General features: G+C 67.1%; 22 protein-coding genes. 10 read left to right on the top strand and 12 right to left on the bottom strand.

The features are described 5' to 3' along the window. Nucleotides 1-8: 8 nt before the first annotated feature. Nucleotides 9-854, bottom strand: a complete 846-nt coding sequence (locus FFS49_RS11770) for a M15 family metallopeptidase (protein ID WP_105816485.1) — start codon at nucleotides 852-854, stop codon at nucleotides 9-11. A 121-nt stretch (nucleotides 855-975) separates the two neighbouring features. On the opposite strand from FFS49_RS11770, the gene FFS49_RS11765 reads away from it, so the two are divergent. Further along, nucleotides 976-1932 (top strand): phage tail protein, encoded by a 957-nt coding sequence (locus tag FFS49_RS11765; RefSeq protein WP_105816486.1) that lies wholly within the window; start codon nucleotides 976-978, stop codon nucleotides 1930-1932. A gap of 206 nt (nucleotides 1933-2138) precedes the next feature. Further along, nucleotides 2139-3164, top strand: coding sequence for a transporter (locus FFS49_RS11760; protein ID WP_039352239.1), 1026 nt, complete (start codon nucleotides 2139-2141; stop codon nucleotides 3162-3164). 24 nt (nucleotides 3165-3188) lie between these two features. Here the strand turns inward: FFS49_RS11760 and FFS49_RS11755 are convergent, their stop codons facing one another. Next, nucleotides 3189-3341 carry a DUF1427 family protein gene (locus FFS49_RS11755; protein ID WP_105816487.1) on the bottom strand — a complete coding sequence of 51 codons (153 nt, stop codon included), beginning with the start codon at nucleotides 3339-3341 and terminating at the stop codon, nucleotides 3189-3191. Nucleotides 3342-3365: 24 nt separating this feature from the next. Continuing rightward, nucleotides 3366-4343 carry a zinc-binding alcohol dehydrogenase family protein gene (locus tag FFS49_RS11750; protein WP_039352079.1) on the bottom strand — a complete coding sequence of 326 codons (978 nt, stop codon included), beginning with the start codon at nucleotides 4341-4343 and terminating at the stop codon, nucleotides 3366-3368. 161 nt (nucleotides 4344-4504) lie between these two features. Here FFS49_RS11750 and FFS49_RS11745 point away from each other — a divergent pair, with 161 nt between their 5' ends. Then, a complete protein-coding gene (locus FFS49_RS11745; protein WP_105816488.1) occupies nucleotides 4505-5425 on the top strand; it encodes a LysR family transcriptional regulator in 921 nt (306 codons plus the stop codon). Between the two features lie 154 nt (nucleotides 5426-5579). Here FFS49_RS11745 and FFS49_RS11740 read toward each other — a convergent pair whose 3' ends face one another. Further along, nucleotides 5580-7748, bottom strand: a complete 2169-nt coding sequence (locus FFS49_RS11740) for a M1 family metallopeptidase (protein WP_105816489.1) — start codon at nucleotides 7746-7748, stop codon at nucleotides 5580-5582. Between the two features lie 644 nt (nucleotides 7749-8392). Between FFS49_RS11740 and FFS49_RS11730 the strand changes: the two genes are divergently transcribed. The 3 genes from FFS49_RS11730 to FFS49_RS11720 all read left to right on the top strand — a co-directional run bounded on the left by FFS49_RS11730 (nucleotide 8393) and on the right by FFS49_RS11720 (nucleotide 11134). Further along, a complete protein-coding gene (locus tag FFS49_RS11730) occupies nucleotides 8393-8887 on the top strand; it encodes an LEA type 2 family protein (RefSeq protein WP_105816490.1) in 495 nt (164 codons plus the stop codon). Between the two features lie 133 nt (nucleotides 8888-9020). Continuing rightward, nucleotides 9021-10154, top strand: coding sequence for a class I SAM-dependent methyltransferase (locus FFS49_RS11725; RefSeq protein WP_137909824.1), 1134 nt, complete (start codon nucleotides 9021-9023; stop codon nucleotides 10152-10154). Between the two features lie 89 nt (nucleotides 10155-10243). Continuing rightward, nucleotides 10244-11134 carry an SAM-dependent methyltransferase gene (locus FFS49_RS11720; RefSeq protein ID WP_105816507.1) on the top strand — a complete coding sequence of 297 codons (891 nt, stop codon included), beginning with the start codon at nucleotides 10244-10246 and terminating at the stop codon, nucleotides 11132-11134. 84 nt (nucleotides 11135-11218) lie between these two features. On the opposite strand, the gene FFS49_RS11715 is transcribed toward FFS49_RS11720, so the two are convergent. Beyond that, nucleotides 11219-11791 carry a DUF1415 domain-containing protein gene (locus FFS49_RS11715; protein WP_075686940.1) on the bottom strand — a complete coding sequence of 191 codons (573 nt, stop codon included), beginning with the start codon at nucleotides 11789-11791 and terminating at the stop codon, nucleotides 11219-11221. 55 nt (nucleotides 11792-11846) lie between these two features. After that, nucleotides 11847-12467 (bottom strand): TetR/AcrR family transcriptional regulator, encoded by a 621-nt coding sequence (locus FFS49_RS11710; protein WP_069247011.1) that lies wholly within the window; start codon nucleotides 12465-12467, stop codon nucleotides 11847-11849. A gap of 219 nt (nucleotides 12468-12686) precedes the next feature. Here FFS49_RS11710 and FFS49_RS11705 point away from each other — a divergent pair, with 219 nt between their 5' ends. From FFS49_RS11705 to FFS49_RS11695, 3 genes are all read left to right on the top strand, one after another. Further along, a complete protein-coding gene (locus tag FFS49_RS11705) occupies nucleotides 12687-13970 on the top strand; it encodes an MFS transporter (RefSeq protein WP_105816492.1) in 1284 nt (427 codons plus the stop codon). A 164-nt stretch (nucleotides 13971-14134) separates the two neighbouring features. After that, nucleotides 14135-14740 carry a nitroreductase family protein gene (locus FFS49_RS11700; protein ID WP_039352100.1) on the top strand — a complete coding sequence of 202 codons (606 nt, stop codon included), beginning with the start codon at nucleotides 14135-14137 and terminating at the stop codon, nucleotides 14738-14740. 187 nt (nucleotides 14741-14927) lie between these two features. Beyond that, nucleotides 14928-16178 carry an Hsp70 family protein gene (locus tag FFS49_RS11695; RefSeq protein WP_039352103.1) on the top strand — a complete coding sequence of 417 codons (1251 nt, stop codon included), beginning with the start codon at nucleotides 14928-14930 and terminating at the stop codon, nucleotides 16176-16178. A 99-nt stretch (nucleotides 16179-16277) separates the two neighbouring features. Here FFS49_RS11695 and FFS49_RS11690 read toward each other — a convergent pair whose 3' ends face one another. Then, the gene (locus tag FFS49_RS11690; protein WP_006477070.1) at nucleotides 16278-16481 is read right to left on the bottom strand and encodes a cold-shock protein; all 204 of its coding nucleotides are present in this window, start codon (nucleotides 16479-16481) and stop codon (nucleotides 16278-16280) included. Between the two features lie 420 nt (nucleotides 16482-16901). Between FFS49_RS11690 and FFS49_RS11680 the strand changes: the two genes are divergently transcribed. After that, the gene (locus FFS49_RS11680) at nucleotides 16902-18500 is read left to right on the top strand and encodes an APC family permease (RefSeq protein WP_039352109.1); all 1599 of its coding nucleotides are present in this window, start codon (nucleotides 16902-16904) and stop codon (nucleotides 18498-18500) included. 111 nt (nucleotides 18501-18611) lie between these two features. Here FFS49_RS11680 and FFS49_RS11675 read toward each other — a convergent pair whose 3' ends face one another. The 5 genes from FFS49_RS11675 to prfA all read right to left on the bottom strand — a co-directional run bounded on the left by FFS49_RS11675 (nucleotide 18612) and on the right by prfA (nucleotide 22558). After that, on the bottom strand, nucleotides 18612-19403 hold the full coding sequence (locus tag FFS49_RS11675) for a class III extradiol ring-cleavage dioxygenase (RefSeq protein WP_039352112.1): 792 nt from the start codon (nucleotides 19401-19403) through the stop codon (nucleotides 18612-18614). Between the two features lie 210 nt (nucleotides 19404-19613). Further along, the gene (locus FFS49_RS11670) at nucleotides 19614-20210 is read right to left on the bottom strand and encodes a UbiX family flavin prenyltransferase (protein ID WP_105816493.1); all 597 of its coding nucleotides are present in this window, start codon (nucleotides 20208-20210) and stop codon (nucleotides 19614-19616) included. Between the two features lie 28 nt (nucleotides 20211-20238). Continuing rightward, nucleotides 20239-20550, bottom strand: a complete 312-nt coding sequence (gene grxD, locus FFS49_RS11665; protein WP_021161789.1) for a Grx4 family monothiol glutaredoxin — start codon at nucleotides 20548-20550, stop codon at nucleotides 20239-20241. Nucleotides 20551-20625: 75 nt separating this feature from the next. Next, nucleotides 20626-21468 (bottom strand): peptide chain release factor N(5)-glutamine methyltransferase, encoded by an 843-nt coding sequence (gene prmC / locus FFS49_RS11660; RefSeq protein WP_105816494.1) that lies wholly within the window; start codon nucleotides 21466-21468, stop codon nucleotides 20626-20628. 7 nt (nucleotides 21469-21475) lie between these two features. Then, on the bottom strand, nucleotides 21476-22558 hold the full coding sequence (gene prfA, locus FFS49_RS11655; protein WP_039352121.1) for a peptide chain release factor 1: 1083 nt from the start codon (nucleotides 22556-22558) through the stop codon (nucleotides 21476-21478). Between the last annotated feature and the right edge of the window lie 68 nt (nucleotides 22559-22626).

Below are 22626 nucleotides of genomic sequence, written 5' to 3'. Positions count from 1 at the left end.
AGCCCTGACTAGCTGCCGCGTCCCAGTTTAAAACCGGGTTTATGGTATTCCACGTGCCCGAGATCCATCATTTTCCATCGGCCGCCCCAGGTGAGGCCGACTTGCTCGGCGACCTGGCCGTACAACTGGTAGCCGCGCATCGCCCATGGATCTTTCTCGGAAATGACCAGCTTGCCGTCGCGCAGGAATGCGTTGTCGGCCGCCAGCCCGAACTGGTGATAACTCTGGAAGGCGGCCGCGTTGGTCACGTTGCTGCCCATCTGCGCCAGCCGGTTCTGCCGTTCCGGGCTCCGATAACCTTCCAGCAACGCCATTTCATAACCATATTGTTCGTGCATGATCTTGTAGACCAGCAGCAAACGCGTACGGAAATCCGGATCCAGCAGGTTCCAGTCGCGGCTCGCATCCTTCAGCGCCGGGCGTATCTGCTCGACTTCCTTGGTGGCGAAGACTTCCGGCGGCAGCGGCGGGGGCGGCACGAGCTGTTCGCCCTGCAGCAGCGCGGCGATCTTCTCGTCGGGCACGCGCGCCGTGTCGTCGTACTGGAACAATTGCCGGCCGCGTAACGCAATGGCGACCAATGGCGGCGTCGCAAGAATACCTGCCGATACCATAATCATCAAGCGCCGGCGAATCAGTAAATTTTGCACGTCGTTTAAAGCCCCGCGCGTAACGCTTGCCGATTTAACAATCTGACTTCGCGTACGCGAGGCGCGATCGTTCGCACGGCGCGTCAGGCGGCCGTGAAACTGGGCGACGGATTCGAATACGGTCGCGCGGATACCCGGTAAAAGCAACAGTGCCGCAACCGCTACGGCAAGGGCGAAATAGGCGACGAGTGCGACGGCAATCAAAGAAATCCCCGGAAATTGGAATTGATTGTGTTTTGCAATGCTTGCTCTTAGAATCAGGCTGCTTCGAGAGGCCGGGCTATATTATCGCGGTGAATTAAACCAGGATTCAATGAGACGCTGAATGAGTGCGCCGGAAAATTCAAATTCGAAATCTCCGCCCAGCCTGCTGTCCGATACCAAACCGGCAGGCGACGGAGCTCAGCAGTCGCGCATTCTCGCGAATCTGGAAGGACGTGTCACGCCGCCGGCCGAGCCGCCGCGCCGTTCGCTGAAGGCGCCGATCGCCGCCGTCGTGGCCCTGGTGGTCGCTGTCGGCGGCTGGGGTGCATGGCGCATGCAACATGCGGGCGAGCAGGCCCCCGCCGTCACGGCCGAGGCTGCGCCGGCTGCCGCCGCACCGGCGAAGGCCGCAGCGGCCAGCGATGCCGCCGTGCAGGTCGCGCAGAATGCCGCGTCCGCCGCATCCGCTGTACAACCGGCCACGATCGTCAACGACGACGCAGCTTCCCGAACCGTTGCATCCGCATCGTCCGCGCCCGCCGCGGACAACAGCCGCCTGTCGCGTGCGCTCGCCAACGGCGCCGACGACGCATCGGGTGCGGCCACGGCCGGCGCGGCCGCCGCCGCTGCTGCTGCCACGACCAAAACCGCCAAGGGCGACGCCGCAAAGGGCGCGAAGGTCGCCGCGCACGGCAAGACCGATACGAAGGCCGATACGAAAGCCGAGGCCCGCAAGCGTCACAAGGAACAGCAGGCCGAACTCGCGCAGGCAAAGAAGCATCGCGACGCGACGCCGGCCCGTACCGCGAAGGCGGCCACGAAGGACGATCCGGATGCGGACCTGCTCGCGGCGCTCGTCGCGCGCACGAAGCCGGCCGACAAGAAGCTCGCTGCACAGAAGGCGCAGCCCGTGCCGACCAAGACGGCCGCGACGACCGGCTCGCTGGCGTCGCGCGTGAAGGAGTGTTCGGAGCGCGGTTTCTTCGAGGATCAGCTGTGCCGCTGGCGCGTCTGCGATGGTCACTGGGGCAAGGATCCCGCGTGCCCGAGCGCCGCGCAGTCGGAGACGCGGCAGTAACACGTCCCGCGCGTGTCGACCCGCTGCACCTGCGCCGCCCGTTGGGCGGCGCGTTGTTTTTGGGGCGCGGAATCGGCCGGTATGATGCGGCGTGACGCTGTCACCGGCGCGTCATGCCCGTCGGGCATACGTCTCCTTTCCTTTTCCGGCGCGGGCGCGCGACCCGCTTTGCGCGGCGCGCCGTGCGCAGCACGACCTTCGACACGATGGACCTGATCGTACAGACTTACGGCGCCGATACATCCGGCATGGTGTGCGGATTCCGCTTCGTTCCCGGCGGCTCCGGCGCGACGCTGGATGCGGACGCGGCTGCGGCCTGGCTGCGCACGTGCCGCGAGCACGATGCCGCGTCGGACGATTTCGTCTGGCTGCACTTCAATCTCGCGCACGGCGCGAGCGAGCGCTGGATGCGCACGCACCTCGGCCTGCCCGACAGCTTCTTCGAATTCCTCCACGAAGGCTCGCGCTCGACGCGCATCGAGCAGGAAGACGGCGTGCTGCGCGCGATCGTCAACGACGTGATGTTCAACCTCGAACTGACGCCGTCGGAGATCGCGACGCTGTTCGTCCACGTCGAGCGGCGCATCATGGTCACCGCGCGGCTCAAGCCGCTGCGCTCGGTCGACACGCTGCGCGCGTGCGTGCGCGACGGCGAGCAGTTCAGGTCGCCGGCCGAGCTGCTCGTGCACCTGCTGCGCGACCAGGCCGACCTGCTGAGCCAGATCATGCGGCGCACGAGCGTCGACGTCGACCGCATCGAGGATCGCTTCCTGTCGCAGCGGCTCACGTCGAGCCGCATCGAGCTCGGCGCGATGCGCCGCACGCTGACGCGGCTGCAGCGCATGCTCGCGCCCGAGCCCGGGTCGATCTTCCGGCTGCTCGCGAAACCGCCTGCATGGCTGCATCTGCAGGACGTGCAGGAACTGCGCGAATCGACCGAGGAGTTCTCGCTGGTGCTGGCCGATCTGGCGGGGCTCAACGAGCGGATCAAGTTGTTGCAGGAAGAGATCGGTTCGCGTCTCGACGAGCAGAACAACCGGACGCTGTTCACGCTGACGCTCGTGACCGTGATCGCGCTGCCGATCAACATCGTCGCCGGCTTCTTCGGGATGAACGTCGGCGGCGTGCCGTTCTCGGAGAACAAGCACGGCTTCTGGCTGATGGTGCTGCTCGTCGCAGGTTTCACGGGGCTCGCCGCATGGTGGGCGTTCCGCCGGCGCGACGATCGCTAGCACCACCGGCGCCGCGTCGGCGCGTCAGCGCAGCAGCACGATCGCGCGTTCGCCGATCACCATCCCGAGCAGCCCCACGAGCGCGACGAGCGGCGGGGCCGGCGAGCGCACGTGCAGCAGCGCGTACAGCACGCCGACGCCGAGGCCCACCGCGAGTGAAGTCACGTATTCCGTCATGGCAGTCTCCCGTGCGCTCAGGCGTCAGGGCTTGAGGATGACGCGCTCGCGCGCACCGGCCAGCACCGCGCGATACGCGTCGTGTGCGCGCTCGAGCGGGTACACGTAGTCGTCGCCGATCGGGAACGGGCGCAGCGTGCCGTTACCGAAGCCCGGCGCGAGCGTGTCGAGGATCTGCGCCACCGTGGCGCCGTCGAGCTGCAGCGAATCGACGCCCACGAACGTGTGCTGGCCGCGATAGAACGCGAAGATGTCGAACGGCACGCTGCGGTCGATCGTCGAGATGAAGATCTGCCGCGCGCCGATCGCCATCGACGCGTTCGCCGCTTCGAAGTACGGGCTGCCGACCGTGTTGTAGACGATGTCCGCGCCATGGCCGCCGGTGGCCGCGCGTACCGCGTCGGCCACCGGTTCTTTCGACGCGTCGATCATGCGCACGTCGCCCGATGCGTGGCCCCGATAGCCGCCGGCGCTGCGCTCGACGCCGATCACGGTCGCGCCGTGCGCGGTCGCGAGCTGGATCGCCGCCTGGCCGACTTTCCCGTTCGCGCCGAACACGAGCACGACGTCGCCGGCCTTCGGCATGCCGGCGCGGCGCAAGCCTTCATAGGCGGTGACGAATGGCACGCCGACGCCGGCCGCTTCGTCGAGCGTCAGCACGGCGGGCTTGCGGCGCACCAGGGCCGCGTCGAGCACGAGCCACTCCGCGTGCGAGCCGTCGCGATGCACGCCGAGATCGCCGCCCGAGCCCCACACCGGCGCGCCGATCCAGCCGTCCGGGCCGCTGCGCACGATGCCGGCCCAGTCGCGCCCGGGCGTGCGCGGCCACACCGCGTGCGGCATGCGGCCGAGCGCGGCCTTCACGTCGCTCGGGTTCACGCCGGCCGCGCGCACCTCGATCAGCATTTGGCCGTCGGCCGGGACGGGCGGGTCGATTTCCCTGACGCGCGCGTCGAGCGACTCGATGTCGGCGGCGGGGGCGTCGAAGCGGATGCTGCGCATGATGATCTCCGTGGCGGATGGCTGTCGCGCGGCCCGATGGGGTGGCGCGCGCAGCGGGTGAAAAGGATGCATGCAGTCTAGTCGGCCCGGTTTGACGCGGAAACGTGCAAAGGCGGATGATTGTTTTGCACGAAACGCATAGCCAACTCCGAGGGCACCGAATGGACGACTTCCTTTCCCCGCATCTGGCGCTGTTCGTCGACGTGGTCGACCAGCAGAGCTTCTCGGCGGCCGCGCGCCGGCTGGGTGTCGCCGCGTCGTCGGTCACGCGGCGCATCGACCGGCTCGAGACGCAGTTCGGCATCCGCCTCCTGCATCGCACGACGCACGCGCTGCGGCCGACCGAAGCTGGACAGTTGTTGTACGGGCGCGCGACGCGGATGCTGGCCGAGTTGCGCGGCCTGCAGGAAGACCTGCACAGCCAGCACGACGAGCCGAGCGGGCTGCTGCGCGTCGACTGCCCGGCGCCGTTCGGCCGGCGGCACCTGATGGCCGCGCTGGCGGCCTTCATGCAGCGCCATCCGGCGCTGCAGGTCGACCTGGTGCTGACCGACAGCATGGTCGACCTGCAGGGCGCGCGGCTCGGCTCCGACGTCGATCTCGCGGTGCGCATCGGCCCGCTCGAGGACACACGCTTCGTCGCGACCGTGCTGGCGCCGCAGCGGCGCGTGCTGTGCGCGAGCGCGGCGTATCTCGCGCGGCGCGGCGAGCCCGAGTCGCCCGACGCGCTCGCCGGCCACGACTGCCTCGCATGGCACGGTGCGCCGCCGCCGGGCGCGTGGCGTTTCGGCGAGCGCCGCCACGTGCCGGCGCAGCCGCGGTTTCGCAGCAATCATTCGGAAGCGTTGCTCGAAGCCGCGATCGACGGGCTCGGTCTCGCGCACCTGCCGACCTGGCTCGCGGGCGACGCGCTGCGCGACGGACGCTTGCGCGCGGTGCTGCCGCAGTTCGCGGCGGCGCCCGAGCCGGCGACGATCCACGTGTTGCGCCAGCAGGCGCGCGGCACCGCGCGCGCGTCGCGGCTCGTCGCGTTTCTCGCGACGTGGTTCGCGCAGCCGGCGTGGGATGCCGCGTGGGCATGACGGCGATGGCGGGCGCCGCGCGGGCGGCCGAATGCCTGACACAAGGGCGCCCGGCATAAAAAAGGGCCTCGCATGCGAGGCCCGTCAAAGGTCGGAGAAGCCGGTACGCCGGCCGGCAGCCGCAGGCTGCGCGGCAGCGGCCGGATGCGCACCGTTACTGCGTCACTACCTTGCGCGGCTTGAAGATGCCCTGGTAGTGCAGTGCCGGGCGTTCCTTCGTCACCGGCTCGAGGCCGCCGAAGGTCGGCGTCTGGCGCAGCTTCATCGCGGCCGGCGAAGCGACCGAGCCGATCGACGTCGAGCGCGATGCCGGCGCGAGGTTGTTCGCGACGAGCAGTGCGGCCTCGCTCTTCAGGTTCGCGAGCAGGACCGGATCGGTCGAGCCGTTGACCTGCGTGAGCAGCCCGCTCCAGGCCGCGTCGCTGTAGTTCACGACGTAGTAGTCGAGCCCGCTCGGGTCGGCGACCACGCCCGTGCAGCCGTCGATGCGCGTTTGCGTCTGCGTATCCTTCAGCGCGAGCGTCGTGCGTTTCGCGAGACCCTGGCCGTACGCGAGCGTGATCGGCACCGTCCATTGCAGGCCCGGATACGCGTTCTTGTTCGGGAACGGCTGCTGTTTCAGCGTGATGACCGTCTGGTTCTTCGTCAGGTCGCACTGCGTGTCGAGCGAGATCAGCGGCACGCCGGTCTGGCGGACGTAGCTGTCGCCGATCGCGCCGATCGCCTGGCCGCTCTCCTTCGACAGCGCATCCCACAGACGCTTCGGCGTACCGTTGCCGAACGAGTAGTCGACCAGGTACTGCTGCAGACCCTTGCGCAACGTCTGCTCGCCGAGGTAGTTCTCGAGCGTCTTCAGCACGTGGCCGCCCTTGTCGTACGTGAACGCGCTGGCGCTCAGCACGAAGTCGTTCGACGCCCACCCGTTGAAGTTCGGTGCGACCGGGAACGCGTTCGGGCCGATGTCACGATTGATCACGCGGTACTTGTTCTTCACCTGGTCGAGCCAGCTGAACTCGTTGGGGAAGAACTGGATCGTGGTCTTGGTCTCGAAGAACGTCGCGAACGATTCGTTGAGCCACACGTTGTCCCACCAGTCGGTCGTGACGAGATCGCCGAACCACTGGTGCGCGACTTCGTGCGTCAGCACCTCGTTGCCGTAGTGCGACATCGGCTGGCCCGGCTGCGGCAGGATGTCGTCGGCGAACTCGAGGATCGATCCCCAGTTCTCCATCCCGCCGAAGTTCAGGTCCTTCTGCTCCTTGAACGCGTCGTTCGCGGCCACCGTGTCGAACTTCGTGAGCGGCAGCGCGATGCCCGTGTAGCGGTAGTAGAAGTCGAGCGCCTGCTTGGTGCGGTCCATCGCCGGCTTCGCCCAGTCGCTCATGCCCGGCGGCGTGAACACGCGCAGGTGCAGGCCGCCCTTGCCGCCCGGCAGCGGGCTCGTGAAGTCGTCCTCGTAGGTGTCGAACAGGCCGCCGCCGAAGAACAGCAGGTACGACGGCATCGGCGGGGTCTTCTCGAACTGCACGAGCTTGTAGCCGCCGCCGACGTTGGTCGACGGTTTCTCGGCCGCGTTCGACACGACCCGCCAGCTTTGCGGCACTTCGGCCGTCACTTCATAGGTCGGGCGGAATGCCGGCTCGTCCCAGCCGGGGAACCACTGGCGCGACAGGTTGGTTTCGCCTTGCGTGAGGATCGCGCCGCTCGTCTTGCCGTCGGTGCCCTTCAGGTCGACGCGGAAGATGCCTTCCGCGGCCGAGCAGCCCGGATACGGATCGTCGCCGCAGCTGCCGCCGGTCTTCGCGACCGGATCGTCGTACGACTTGAAGTTGATGATGCCCGACCACTCCATGTGCAGCGAGTAGTTGCCCGGCGAGATCGTGCCGCTCACGGGACGCAGCTGGTAGAAGTCGCCCTTGTCCTGCGGTGTCGCGATCAGCTGGATGTTGCCCGGCTGCAGCGTGATGCGGCCGTTCGTGAACTTGATCCGGTGGCCGGCGATCACGATGTTGTTGACCGGCTTCAGCACCTTGATCTCGACGTCGGCGCGGCCGTCGAACGCGTTCAGCGCGTCGTTCGGGCGGAACCACAGCCGGTAGTTCACGGGTACCACGGTGTCCGGCAACTCGACAGGCGAGACGCTCTTGTCGACATTGGATGCGCTCGGCGGCGCGGTGACGGTGGGCGACGAGCCCGAGTGCGGCGCGCCGGCGGAGCTGAGCGCGGACGCCGAGCCCGCGCCGCCGTCGTCGCCGCCGCACCCGGCTAGCGCGAGCGCGGCGACGATCGGCAGATAACGCATCTTGCGAATGTTGATCGACATGACTGAAACCTCGATTGTTGAAAGAATCGTTCAGTGCTGCGAAAACGCCGGCAAAAACAATCCCCTCGCCGTTAATCAACAGCGATGAAAATGCCAATGACGGATTATTCGAAAAGACGGCGGCCGACTACGTGAAGGTAATCATGGTTTACTGCCCCCTCTGGATTTCCGGATGTCGGTTAACTTGCCGGTTCAAAATGGCCGGGCGCGTGTTGTACTGAATTGATTTCGCGCGCACGACACGGAGCCGCACGCCCTGGGCGGGCGCGCTTTCCCCTTTGAACAGACGACCTACGGGGCTGGCCGGGCCTCGTCGCAGGATGGCAGGAAGGCATGTCGCCGTTCCGTAAATTCACCGTCATGCGCTTTCAAGGTTTGTCGGCTTGCTCGAAGGATGCGTAAATATACTTGATGGTTTTGGGTAAAGGAAACGAAAAATTTAGAAATTGCATCTATTGAATTCGCCGTGCTTCATTGAATGCTGGGAAGCATTAATGCGCTTTCCGTCTGACTGTTATTTTCGTAGTTTTAATCTATTAACGATCTCGCGGGACTGCGAAAACTACGAAACCCGGCGTACCCGGGCATGCTCGGTACAATGCAGCGACGATCCGCTCACCAATTTGCCGCGAGGAGGTTCTCCCATGTCACGCACCCTGTTCCGTATCGCGCCGCTGCGCGCCGTGCTGCTGCTGTTCGCCGCCGTGCTCCTGCTCGGCGGCTGCGCGGGGCTCACGCGCGACCCGGTGCGCGTGACGGTCGCCGGGCTCGACCCGCTCGTCGGGCAGGGCCTCGAGATGCGTTTCAGCCTGAAGCTGCGCGTGCAGAACCCGAACGACGCGCCGATCGACTACGACGGCATCTCGGTGGCGCTCGACCTGAACGGCACGCCGTTCGCGAGCGGCGTCAGCGATCGCTCGGGCACCGTGCCGCGTTTCGGCGAGGCCGTGCTCGACGTGCCGGTTTCCGTGTCGGCGTTCGCCGCCGCGCGACAGGCGTGGAACCTGCCCGGCGCCGCCGCGAGCGGCGAGCTGCCGTATGCGCTGCGCGGCCGGCTCGCGGGCGGCGTGCTCGGCACCGTGCACTTCAACGATGCCGGCACGCTGCGCCTGCCCGCGATGCCGGGGTGGGGCGGCTGAGCCGGGCGAGCGCCGCGCCGCGCGGGCCGGCCCCGGCGCTTTGCCGCGCGGGCAAAGCGCGGTATGGTGTGAGCCGCGCGGCGCCCGCAATACAGTCGCGCCGCCCGTTGAAGCCAACCGTAACCGAGTTCGCGTGACCGATTTCCCTGTTTTCCACTGGACCGACGCCGACGGCGCCGATCATGCCGTGCGCTGGCGCTCCGAAGCCGGCGTGCAACCGCCGAAGCGCGCGGTGCCCGCCGACGACCGCCTCACCGCCGACGCGGCCTACCGTCTCGCCTGCGAGGGCACCGCGCTAGTCTGGCAGGGCGATTTCCAGAATGCGCGCCAGCTCGTGCAGGCGATGGCGCGCCGTGTCGAGCGCAAGCCGAAGAAGGCGAAAGCCGCGGCCGGCGCCGACGCATTCAACCTGCATCGTCTCGCGCAGTCGCAGCGTGCCCGCACGCTTGGGATGCTGCTGATCCCGCTCGACGCCGACTACACGATTCCGCTGCGCCGCGCGCCCGACGTGCGCGCCGCATGCGAAGAGGCGTACGGGCCCGGCGGCGCGCCGTCGGTCGTGTCGCTGCGCGAACTGCTCGGCCTCGTCGGTGCGCACGAATGGCGCAAGAAAGGGGTGCCGATCCCGGCGCTCGGCGGCGCGCCGATCCACCCGCACTACGGCGTGTTCTCGCCGGTGCGCGGCGAATACGTCGAACTGGTCGCGCGTGCGCCGCTGCCGGCGACGTCGCTCGCGTTCGATATCGGCACGGGCACCGGCGTGCTGGCGGCCGTGCTTGCGTCGCGCGGCGTCGAGCGTGTCGTCGCGACCGACCAGGATCCACGCGCGCTCGCCTGTGCGCGCGAGAACATCGAACGACTGGGCCACGCGCGGCGCGTCGAAGTCGTCGAGGCGGATCTGTTCCCGGCCGGCCGTGCGCCGCTCGTGGTCTGCAACCCGCCGTGGGTGCCGGCCCGGCCGAGCGCCCCGATCGAATATGCGGTTTACGATCCGGACAGCCGCATGCTGCGCGGTTTCCTCGCAGGGCTCGGCGCGCACCTCGAGCCGGGCGGTGAAGGCTGGCTGATCCTGTCCGATTTCGCCGAGCATCTCGGGCTGCGGCCGCGCGACACGCTGCTGCAATGGATCGACGAAGCCGGCCTCGTCGTGCTCGGCCGCGACGACATCCGCCCCGCACACCCGAAGGCGATGGATGCCGACGATCCGCTGCATGCGGCACGCCAGGCCGAGGTCACGTCGCTCTGGCGGCTCGGCGCACGAGCCTGACCGCGCATTTTCGGTAAACTACCGCCATTCCTCACGAATTCCCGCCGCCGGGCCGTGGTCGACCGACCGTGGCCCGGCGCCGCTTCACGATGTCGAACAAGACCCACGAAATCCGCCCGGAGCAGTCCGTCGAGCTGCTGAAGGAACTGCACATCCTCACCCGCGACGGGAAGCTGAACCAGGACAGCCGCCGCAAGCTGAAGCAGGTCTATCACCTGTTCCAGTTCATCGAGCCGCTGCTCGCCGGCGTGCAGGCCGAGCGTGGCAGCGTGACGCTCGTCGATCACGGCGCCGGCAAGTCGTATCTCGGCTTCATCCTGTACGACCTGTTCTTCAAGCAGCAGCCGGGGCACGGCACGCCGGCGTTCGCGTCGCACGTGTACGGGATCGAGACCCGCGAGGAGCTCGTCACGCGCTCGGCCGAGCTTGCCGCGCGGCTCGGGTTCGGCGGCATGTCGTTCCTGAACCTGTCGGTTGCCGATTCGATCACGTCGCCGAAACTGACTGAAACGGTCGACGTCGTCACCGCGCTGCACGCATGCGACACGGCGACCGACGACGCGATCCGCTTCGCGCTCGCGAAGCGCGCGCAGCACATCGTGCTGGTGCCGTGCTGCCAGGCGGAAGTCGCGGGCGTGCTGCGCAAGAACAAGGGCAAGTCGCTCGCGAACGCGCTGACGGAAGTGTGGCGGCATCCGCTGCATACGCGCGAATTCGGCAGCCAGATCACCAACGTGCTGCGCTGCCTGCAGCTCGAAGCGCACGGCTACCAGGTCAGCGTGACCGAGCTGGTCGGCTGGGAGCATTCGATGAAGAACGAGCTGATCATCGCGCAATACAAGAACCTGCCGCGCCGGCGGCCCGGCGAGCGGTTGAACGAGATCCTCGGGATGTTCGGGCTGGCCGAGCTGAACGCGCGCTTCTTCGTGCCGGAGGCCGCGGCGGCGGGCGGCGAGGCCGTCGAGCCGGCCGCCAGCTGATCCTGCGGGCGGGCGGGCGCGTCGCGCACGTTGTACGCCGCCCGTTGAACGTCGCGCGTTACACGCCGTCCGTTGCACGGCGCGTCAGACCTCGTCGCCCGGCCGGCGCATCCATTCGCGCCAGCCGTCATGGCCGAGGCGCCGCAGCGTTTCCTGATTCTTTTCGTAGATCGCGGACGCGTCCGGGAACGCGTCGACCGCGCGTGCGATGCTGTCCTCGCGCAGCAGGTGCAGGATCGGATACGGCGCGCGGTTCGTGTAGTTTTCGATGTCGTCGGGCTCGCTGCCCTCGAACCGGTAGTCCGGATGGAAGCTCGCGATCTGCAGCACGCCGTCGAGCCGCAGTTGCCGCACCAGCCGGTCGGCAAAGAACAGCGCATCGTTGTAGTCGATGAAATCGGCGAACGCATGCGGGAAGATCACGAGCGTCGTGTCGACCTGCTGCGGGTCTGCCGCGTCGAGCGCACGCAGCTCGGTTTCGAGTTCGGCGAGCGCATCCTCCAGCGTGGTCGCTTCGCTGATCGCGTAGCGCACCTGTTCCTTCACATAGACGCTTTTCGCGAACGGGCACAGATTGAGCCCGATCACCGCGCGCGCGAGCCAGTGCCGCGTGGCGGCGAGGATGTCGTCGTGCGATTCGGGGCGGGTGTCGGTCATCGTGAAACCAGTCGGGCGGAAGGGCGGCGAGGGCCGCATTGTAGCGGGCGAGCCGTCACGCGCAGGCGGCTTCGATCAACTGCGTGACGAGCGCGGGCGCGACGCCGATCGGTGTTTCGCCGTGCCGATAGGTCTGGCTTGCCGCGTAGATGCCCTCGATCACCAGCGCGAGCGAGTCGGCAAGCGCCTGCGGCTGCCGCGCGCCGGCGTCTTCGCACAATGCGACGAGCCGCTTCATCAGCTGTTCCTTGTTCTGCGCGACGCGCTCGCGCGCCGGGTGCGACGCATCCGGGAATTCGGCCGCGACGTTGACGAACGGGCAGCCACGGTAATCCTTCTGCGTCGCGCGCTCGGCGAGATCGACGAAATACTGGATCAGTTGCGCTTTCGGCTGGCCCGGGTGCTTCGCGACGCTCGTGTTGAAGCGATCGAAGAAACACGCATCCATCCGCTCCAGGTACGCGAGGATCAGCTCGTCCTTCGACGAGAACTGCCGATACAGGCTCATCTTGTTGACGCCCGCACGCTCCACGACCGCCTCGACGCCCACCGTCCGAACGCCTTCCTTGTAAAACAGCTCCTCGGCGGCGCGCAGCAGGTGCTCCTGCGCGGTAGCGCCGTCGATCGGCCGGCGCGTGCGGCGCGGCAGCGGTTTGGCGATCTCGATGCCCGACATGATGACCCTCGACTGCATATTGGATTGCTTGACATGTTACCGATTGGTCACTACGATCGCAACACACTTGTGACCGGTCGGTAACAAAGCCGACCGGATCGACAGACAAATGCCAAGCGTCGGCCCGGGTCAGCCGATGCAGCGTGCGGCGGAGGTGGCCTGGCAGGGCGAGCGGCGCGGGTGCGGAGGCACCGGAGCCGCCAACAGGAGAACGCGAAGATGAATTGGGCGGTGACACGAATCGGCGGGCGCTTCCACTACGGATGGCTCGCGGCGGCGGTGGTATTCCTGATCCTGCTGGCGGCGGCCGGCACGCGCGCGACGCCGAGCGTGCTGATGGTGCCGCTCGAACGCGAGCTCGGCTGGAGCCGCGCGGCGATTTCGCTGGCGATCTCGGTGAATATCGCGCTGTACGGACTGACGGGCCCGTTCGCGGCTGCCGCGATGCAGCGCTTCGGGCTGCGTCCGACCATTCTCACCGCGCTCGTGACGATGAGCGCGGGCGTCGCGCTGTCGTCGATGATGACGCAGAGCTGGCAGATGGTGGTGATCTGGGGCCTGATGGTCGGCTGCTCGACGGGCGTGGTCGCGCTGACGCTGTCCGCGACCTTCGTCACGCGCTGGTTCCATGCGCGGCGCGGCCTCGTGATGGGGATCCTGACCGCGAGCACGGCCACCGGCCAGCTCGTGTTCCTGCCGATGCTCGCGGCGATCGCGCAGCGCCATGGCTGGCGCCCGGTCGTGCTGGTCGTCGCGGTCGCGGCCGCGATCGTGATTCCGCTGGTGGCGTTCCTGTTGCCTGAACGGCCGGCCGACGTGCAGCTGCGCCCGTACGGCGAGGCGGCCGATGCGCCGCCCGCGCCCGAGGGGACGAAGGACAACCCGCTCGCGGTCGCGTTCCGGACGTTGCTGACGGCGAGCCGGTCGCGCGATTTCTGGCTGCTGTTCTTCAGCTTCTTCATCTGCGGTGCGAGCACCAACGGCTACGTCGGCACGCACCTGATCGCGATGTGCAGCGACTACGGGATGACGGAAGTGCAGGGCGCGTCGCTGCTCGCGGCGATGGGCGTGTTCGACCTGTTCGGCACGACGCTGTCGGGCTGGCTGTCCGACCGATACGACAACCGCGTGCTGCTGTTCTGGTACTACGGGCTGCGCGGGCTGTCGCTGATCTACCTGCCGCACGCGTTCGGGATCGATTTCTTCGGGCTGCCGCTGTTTGCGATGTTCTACGGGCTCGACTGGATCGCGACCGTGCCGCCGACCGTGCGCCTCGCGACCGACGTGTTCGGCAAGGCCGCGGCGCCCGTCGTGTTCGGCTGGATCGTCGCCGGCCACCAGCTCGGCGCGGCGTTCGCGGCGCTCGGCGCGGGGCTGCTGCGCGCGAGCCTTGGCACCTACACGATCGCGTCGATGATCTCGGGCGGGCTGTGCATCATCGGCGCGCTGATCGTGCTGCGGATCAACCGCGGCCCGTCGCGCGCAGCCGCGCAGGCGGCCTGACCGCGGCAATCCGTGCGCCGCGCCGGCCGCGCGGCGAACGGCCGGCCAACGCACGCACGGAGATTTGCATAGCGCGGGAGGATCGGGCGCGCATCGGCTCAAGCGGGTATGCTTGCGGTTCGTCAGGCGTTCGCGCCCCTTCTTCGATGTCAGCGAGGATTCGCATGTCCGTCAAACCTGCTCCCACCACTGTTTCGATTCACGATCTGATCGCGGGCCGCTGGAGCCCGCGCGCGTATTCGGATGAAGCCGTCAGCGCCGGCGATCTGCACGCGGTGCTCGAAGCCGCCCGCTGGGCGCCGTCCGCCTACAACGCGCAGCCGTGGCGCTTCATCGTATTCGACCGCACTCAGGACGAAGACGCATTCAAACGCGCGTTCGCGACGCTGGTACCGTTCAACCAGGGCTGGAACGCACCGGCGCCCGTGCTGATCGCGGTGACCGCGCACACGCTCACGCCGAAGGGTGAGCCGGCTCCCACCGCGCTGTACGACGCGGGCGCCGCCGCGATGTCGCTGGTGCTGCAGGCACACGCACTGGGCCTGGCCGCCCACCAGATGAGCGGCTTCGACGCGAAGGCGTTCCGCGACGCGTTCGAGATTCCGGCCGACGTCGCGATTCCGGCGATCATCTCGCTCGGTCACTACGGCAACGTCGACAAGCTCGATCCGGTGCTGCGCGATCGCGAGAAGGCACCGCGCACGCGCCATGCGATCGGTGAGGTCGTCTATGCGGGCGCGTGGAAGAAGGGTTTCGACGCGGCAGCCTGACCCGCCTGGCGGGCGGGCTGCATCGCGCATCCCGCCCGCATGTTTCCCCGGCGCGCCAGGCCGCGCGCCGTCCCGCCGAGGCCCGTTGCGCCGTACCGGTGGCCGGCCCCGGTTGTGATCCCGCGGGCTTCATGTTAAAAAGCCCGTCCTTTCCGTTTTCGCGCCGGCCCTGCTGCGGCAACTTCCCATGACTTACTGCGCGATCGATTTCGGCACGTCCAATTCCGCCGTGGCGCTGCCCGACGGCGACGGCATGCGCCTCGCGCCCGTCGAGGGCGACCACCTGACGCTGCCCACCGCGATCTTCTTCAACAACGACGAAGAGACGGTCGAATACGGCCGTGCGGCGCTGGCTTCGTACATCGACGGTTTCGACGGCCGGCTGATGCGGTCGATGAAGAGTATCCTCGGCTCGCCGCTCGCGGAAACGACGACCGATCTCGGCGACGGCAGCGCGATCGCGTACACCGAAATCATCGCGCGCTTCCTGACGCACCTGAAGCGCAAGGCCGAAGCCCGCGCGGGCGCGCCGATCGGCCGTGCGGTGCTCGGCCGGCCGGTGTTCTTCGTCGACGACGATCCGCGTGCCGACCGCCTCGCCCAGGACCAGCTCGAGGCCGCCGCGCGATCGGTCGGCTTCACGGACGTCCAGTTCCAGTACGAACCGATCGCGGCCGCGTTCGACTACGAGTCGCGCCAGCAGGCGGAGCGGCTCGTGCTCGTCGCCGACATCGGCGGCGGCACGTCCGACTTCTCGCTGGTGCGTGTCGGGCCCGAACGGATGGCGCGGCTCGAGCGCAAGGACGACGTGCTGGCCCACCACGGCGTGCACGTCGCGGGCACCGATTACGACCGGCGTGTCGAGCTGGCGGCGATCCTGCCCGCATTCGGCTACCGTTCGCTCGACCCGGAAGGGCGCGAGCTGCCGAACAAGATCTACTTCGATCTCGCCACCTGGCACCTGATCAACACGGTCTACACGCCAAAGCGGCTCGGCGAGCTGAAGCTGATGAAGCACCTGTACCGGGACGTGCGCCAGTACGACCGGCTCACGAGCGTGGTCGAGCAGCGGCTCGGGCATGCGCTGATGGCGCGCGCTGAAGAAGCGAAGATCGGCGTCGCGGCGGGCGGAGAGACGATGATCGACCTGAACGACGTGGAAGAGGATCTGCAGATCGCATTCGATGCCGACCGGCTCGTCGACGCGAGCCGCGACGACACCGCGCGCATCGTCGACGCCGCGCGCGAGACGGTGCGGCTCGCGGGCGTGGCGCCGCGCGATGTCGGCGCGCTGTACTTCACCGGCGGCTCAACGGGGCTCGCGTTCCTGTCGGGCGCGCTGGCGGGTGCATTCCCGGATGCGCAGCCGGTGTTCGGCGACCGCCTCGCGAGCGTCGCGACGGGTCTCGGCATTCACGCGCAGCGATTGTTCGGTTGAATGCGGGCGGCCCAAAGGCCGCCATGCCGGTTGACCGGCGCCGAAAAACAAAAAGCCCCGCCGAAGCGGGGCTTTTTTTCACGAATTATCGCGCCAAGCTTAGACCGGACGGATGTTCGCAGCTTGCAGACCCTTCGGGCCCGTCTTCACTTCGAATTCAACCTTCTGGTTTTCTTGCAGCGTCTTGAAGCCTTCGACGCGGATTTCCGAGAAGTGCGCGAACAGATCGTCGCCGCCGCCTTCCGGGGTGATGAAGCCGAAGCCCTTTGCGTCATTGAACCACTTGACGGTACCGGTTGCCATGTTACTTGTTCCTAAAAAGATAAAACGGGGCCGAGGCCCATGGGGTGCGGAAAATCAAGGAAGGGGTAATAGGACCAACCGGAGTACCGTTGATGGGCGAACTACGAAAGAACCAATTCACTCGCCACTTGAAATCCTGCGAAGTCCTTTATACGGCTAATCAACCGTGTGGTCAACCGTATTTCCATGGACTCAGGGTTATTGCGGAGATCAGGTTTACAAAGCTTGCAAACGATGCGAATTTTTTGTAGGGGCCGAACGATTTTGGCGCCACGTTTGAGGTGCAACCGTTAAACTACGCGCCGCGTGGACGGGTTGCCCCGATCGGGTGACACGTCCCCCCAAAATTGCGTGCGCGGTGCTGTCCGAGCCGATCCCGGACCGCAGGCCGACCATGCTTTTTGAGACACAGGAGAGGATGTGAAGAGTTCTATTCAACGGAACATCGGCCCGTTTGCATTGATGCTGACGGGGCTGGGTTCGATTATCGGCTCGGGCTGGCTGTTCGGCGCCTGGAAGGCCGCGAAGATTGCCGGTCCGGCGGCGATCTGCGCCTGGATCATCGGCGCTGTCGTGATTCTCGCAATTGCACTGACTTACGCGGAATTGGGCGCGATGTTCCCCGAGTCGGGCGGCATGGTGCGCTATGCGCGCTACTCGCACGGTTCGCTGGTGGGCTTCATCAGTGCGTGGGCGAACTGGATCGCGATCGTATCCGTGATCCCGATCGAGGCTGAAGCGTCGATCCAGTACATGAGCACGTGGCCGTATCCGTGGGCGCATGCGTTGTTCGTGAACGGCGAATTACAGACACTCGGCCTGCTGCTGTCGGCCGTGCTGGTCGTCATCTACTTCATGCTGAACTACTGGGGCGTCAAGGCCTTCGCGCGGGCGAACACGGCGATCACGATCTTCAAGTTCCTGATCCCCGGCCTCACGATCCTCGGCCTGATGCTGACGAGCTTCCATGCGGAGAACCTCGGCACCGCATCCAATGCAAGCTTCGCACCTTACGGCTGGTCGGCCGTGCTGACCGCAGTCGCGACGAGCGGCATCGTGTTCGCGTTCAACGGCTTCCAGAGCCCGGTGAACCTCGCCGGCGAAGCGCGCAACCCGTCGCGCAGCGTGCCGTTCGCGGTGATCACGTCGATCCTGCTCGCACTCGTGATCTACGTGCTGCTGCAGATGGCCTACATCGGTTCGGTGAATCCGGCCGACGTCGCGAAGGGCTGGGCGCACTTCAACTTCTCGTCGCCGTTCGCGGAACTCGCGATCGCGCTGAACCTGAACTGGCTGGCGATCCTGCTGTACGTCGACGCGTTCATCAGCCCGAGCGGCACCGGGACGACCTACATGGCGACGACCACCCGCATGATCTACGCGATGGAGCGCAACAACACGATGCCGAAGATGTTCGGCAACGTGCACCCGATCTACGGCGTCCCGCGCCAGGCGATGTGGTTCAACCTGCTCGTGTCGTTCATCTTCCTGTTCTTCTTCCGCGGCTGGAGCTCGCTCGCGGCGGTGATCTCGGTCGCGACGGTGATCTCGTACCTGACCGGCCCGATCAGCCTGATGGCGCTGCGCCGCTCCGCGACCGACATCGAGCGTCCGTTGTCGATTCCGCTGATGAAGCTGATCGCCCCGTTCGCATTCGTGTGCGCATCGCTGATCCTGTACTGGGCGAAGTGGCCGCTGACGGGCGAAATCATCCTGCTGATGATCGTCGCGCTGCCGGTGTACTTCTACTTCCAGGCGAAATCGGGCTGGACCGGCTGGGGCGCCGACCTGAAGGCCGCATGGTGGCTGGTCGCATACCTGCCGACGATGGCCGTGCTGTCGCTGATCGGCAGCAAGGAATTTGGCGGTCACGGCTACCTGCCGTACGGCTGGGACATGCTGATCGTCGCGGCGATCTCGCTGGTTTTCTACTTCTGGGGTGTGAATACGGGCTACCGGACCCAGTATCTCGACGAGCGCGAGTCGCACGACGAGATCCTCGAAGGGGTCGGTGCCTGACGCGTGACCTGCCGCCGGATCCGGCGGCGGCAGCAAGCAGCGTAAAAAAGCCCGCCCGAGCGATGCTCGGGCGGGCTTTTTGTTGGACGGTCGCCGTCCGCTGTCTGCTGGTCAGGCGGCCGTGCCGGCGAACACGTAGTTCGTCATCGCGAGCACGCGCTGGTATGTGCCGAGCGACTGGATGCCGAGCTGGTAGTCGTCGTCCGCCGCGCCGAGCGCCGTGAACACCGGCAGCAGGTGCTCGTCGGTCGGATGCATCAGCGCTGCGTGCGGCGCCTGCCGGCGGTAGTCGAGCAGCGCGTCGACGTCGCGCGCGGCCAGCTTCGCCTCGAACCAGTCGGTGAATTCCGTGACGCGCGGGTCCGCATCCTCGGGCGCCGCACCGAAATCGGCGGCGCGCAGGTTGTGCGTGATCTGGCCGGAGCCGATCACCATCACGCCTTCGTCGCGCAGCGGTCGCAGCGCGCGGCCGAGCGCGAAGTGGTGGGCGGCATCCGCGCGCGGCTGGATCGACAGCTGCGCCACCGGCACGTCGGCTTCCGGGAACATCAGCAGCATCGGCACCCACGCGCCGTGGTCGAGGCCGTGCTCGGTCGTCGCGGTCTCGATGCCGGCCGCATTCAGCAGCCCGGCCGCGCGTTCGGCGACGTCGGGGGCGCCGGGCGCCGGGTAGCGGATGTCGTACAGCGCCTGCGGAAAGCCGTAGAAATCGTGGATCGTTTCCGGGTGCGCGGCGATGCTGGCGACGGGGCGCTGCGTGCCCCAGTGCGCGGACAGCATCAGCACCGCGCGCGGGCGCGGCAATTCGGCGGCGAGGTGCGTGAATGCGCCAGACGGCAGGGCCGGGTCGATCGGCAGCGTCGGGGCGCCGTGGGACAGGTAGAGCGAAGGCAAGCGGTTCATGGTGGTGGCCTGCAAAGGGATTTGCCTGTGACTATAGACGCGCACCGGACATTGATAAATCCGCGATCCGGAATTTGATTGACGCTTGTTTGTTGATAATCCGGGCGACGCCATGCGCTTCACGGCAGCTGGACGCTGTATTCGTGAAATAGAATGAATTTCGGTGGAAATCGGCGCAGATGCGCGACGAATGGATTGTCGAGCGTGCGCTTACTGCGCGTGCCGGATGCCGGCCCACGGCGTCGTCTGCGGCGCGCTGAGCGCGAACAGGTCGAGCACGCGCGTGACGGTCTGGTCGACGAGTTCCTCGATCGTCTTCGGCATCGCGTAGAACGCGGGCAGCGGCGGGAAGACGATGCCGCCCATTTCGGTGACGGCGGTCATGTTGCGCAGATGAGCGAGGTTGAACGGCGTTTCGCGCACCATCAGCACGAGGCGGCGGCGCTCCTTCAACGTGACGTCGGCTGCGCGCGTGATCAGGTTGTCGGACAGCCCGTGCGCGACGCTCGCGAGCGTCTTCATCGAGCAGGGCGCGATCACCATCCCGTCGGTCGCGAACGACCCCGATGCGATCGTCGCGCCGACGTCGCGCACCGAATGCACGACATCCGCACGGCTTTCGACATCGGCCTTCGACAGCTTCAGTTCGTGCTGGATGTTGAGCCAGCCGGCGTTCGAAACCAGCAGATGCGTTTCGACGCCGCCGGCGGCGCGCAGCAGGTCGAGCAGCCGTATGCCGTAGATCGCGCCGGTCGCGCCGGTGATCGCAACAATCAGCCGGCGTGGCGGCGCGCTGGGAGATGCCATCGAAAGGAGGCGGGGCGTGCGGGGCGTATTACGCGGCGGCGAACAGTTGCTGCAGCTCGCCCGACTGGTACATCTCCATCATGATGTCCGAGCCGCCGATGAATTCGCCCTTCACGTAGAGCTGCGGGATGGTCGGCCAGTTCGAGAATTCCTTGATGCCCTGGCGGATCTCGTCGTCTTCGAGGACGTTGACCGTCTTGAACTGGTCGACGCCGCAGGCCTTCAGCACCTGGATGGCGCGGCCCGAAAAGCCGCACATCGGGAATTGCGCGTTGCCCTTCATGAAGAGCACGACCTGGTTTTCGTCGACGATTTGCTTGATACGTTGTTGGGTGTCCATGACTGACCTTGCGTTCTTGCGTTAGCGGGGCGGTAGATCGAAATGATAGCGGATTTCAACCGGGCGGGCCGGGCATCAGCCCGGCAGGCGGCCGCCTGTCGTGCGTTCGATGGCGGCCAGATCGGCGAGCGATTCGACCGCGATGAAGCCGTGCGAGACGAGCACCGCGCGCACGGCCTCGGCCTGGTCGTAGCCATGCTCGATCCAGAGCGTGCCGCCCGGTTTCAGGTAGGTGCCGGCGCCCGCGACGATCGTGCGGATCGCGCTGAGGCCGTCGGCATCGTCGGTGAGTGCGCCGCGCGGCTCGAAACGCAGGTCGCCTTGTTCGAGGTGCGGATCGTGCTGCGCGATGTACGGCGGGTTGCTGACGATCGTGTCGAATGCAAGCGCCGGATCGAGCGCCGCGTACCAGTCGCTCTCCAGCCAGTGCAGCGGGCCGCCGGGGCGGCGCGCGTCGAGCAGCTTGCCTGCGTTGCGTTGTGCGACCTCGAGTGCGGCCGGCGAACGGTCGAGCGCCCACACGCGCGCATCGGGACGCTCGGCGGCGATCGACACGGCGATCGCGCCGCTGCCCGTGCCGAGATCGAGCACGGCCGGACGCGGCAGCCCGTCGATCGCTTCGAGTGCGGCTTCGACGAGCAGTTCGGTTTCGGGGCGCGGGATCAGCACGTCGGGCGTCACGTCGAACGGCCGGCCGAAGAATTCGCGCATCCCGACGAGCTGCGCGACGGGTTCACCGGCCAGGCGGCGCGCCTCGAGCGCGCGGTAGCGTTCGACCGCGGCCGCGTCGAGCGGCGCGTCGCCGCGCGTGATCAATTGCGTGCGGGTCCAGCCGAGCGCGTGCGCGAGCAACACGCGCGCATCGACCGCGTCGAGCGGCGACGCGCGCAGCAGTTCGTCGGCGGAAGTGTCGGGCATCGCGGCCTCAGTCGGCATCGCCGAGCGACGCGAGCAGTTCGGCCTGGTGTTCGCTGACCAGCGCGCTGATCAGTTCGTCGAGATCGCCGTCCATGAGCGCCTCGAGCCGGTACAGCGTCAGGTTGATCCGGTGATCGGTCATCCGGCCCTGCGGGAAGTTGTACGTGCGGATCCGTTCCGAGCGGTCGCCGGAGCCGATCAGGCTCTTGCGCGTGGCCGCTTCCTTCGCGTGCTGCTCGTGATACTGCTTGTCCTTGATGCGTGCGGCGAGCACCTTCAGCGCGCGATCCTTGTTCTTGTGCTGCGAACGGTCGTCCTGGCACTCGACGACGATCCCGGTCGGGATGTGCGTGACGCGCACCGCCGAATCGGTCTTGTTGATGTGCTGGCCGCCCGCGCCGGACGCGCGGAACGTGTCGATCCGCAGGTCGGCCGGATTGATCTCGACCTCGCCGATTTCGTCGGCTTCCGGCATCACCGCGACCGTGCATGCGGACGTGTGGATGCGCCCCTGCGTTTCGGTGGCCGGCACGCGCTGTACGCGATGGCCGCCCGACTCGAACTTCAGGCGCGAATACGCGCCCTGGCCCGCGATCCGCACGATCACTTCCTTGTAGCCGCCGAGATCCGACGCGCTCTCCGACATCATTTCGACCTGCCAGCGCTGGCGTTCCGCGAAGCGCAGGTACATGCGCAGCAGGTCGCCCGCGAACAGCGCCGATTCGTCGCCGCCCGTGCCCGCACGGATTTCGAGGAAGATGTTGCGGTCGTCGTTCGGATCCTTCGGCAGCAGCATCTTCTGCAGTTCGGTCTCGAGGCGGGCCATGCTCTCGCGTGCGCTGCGGATTTCGTCTTCCGCGAAGTCGCGCATCGACAGGTCGCCGAGCAGCTCCTGCGCGGCCGTCTCGTCGCTGCGCGACTGGCGCCACAGCGCGTACTGTTCGACCACCGGGCCGAGTTCCGCATGTTCACGCGTGAGCTTGCGGTACTGGTCGAGGTCGGCCGTGACGTTTTCGCGGCTCAGCAGGTCGTTCAGTTCGGCCAGCCGTGTGGACAGCTGGTCGAGCTTGCGTTGCATGCTCGTCTTCATGGTGTGGAGCGGCGCTCCCGGGCAAGGGGTATTCGGAAAGGATAGGCCGGCGGCGGGACAACGACCGG

The sequence above is a fragment of the Burkholderia sp. 4NA327C6 genome (genome assembly GCF_005502655.1).
Lineage (GTDB): Bacteria > Pseudomonadota > Gammaproteobacteria > Burkholderiales > Burkholderiaceae > Burkholderia > Burkholderia contaminans.
The sequence above is the reverse complement of the archived record's forward strand: the minus strand, read 5'-3'. Positions and strand labels throughout refer to the sequence as shown.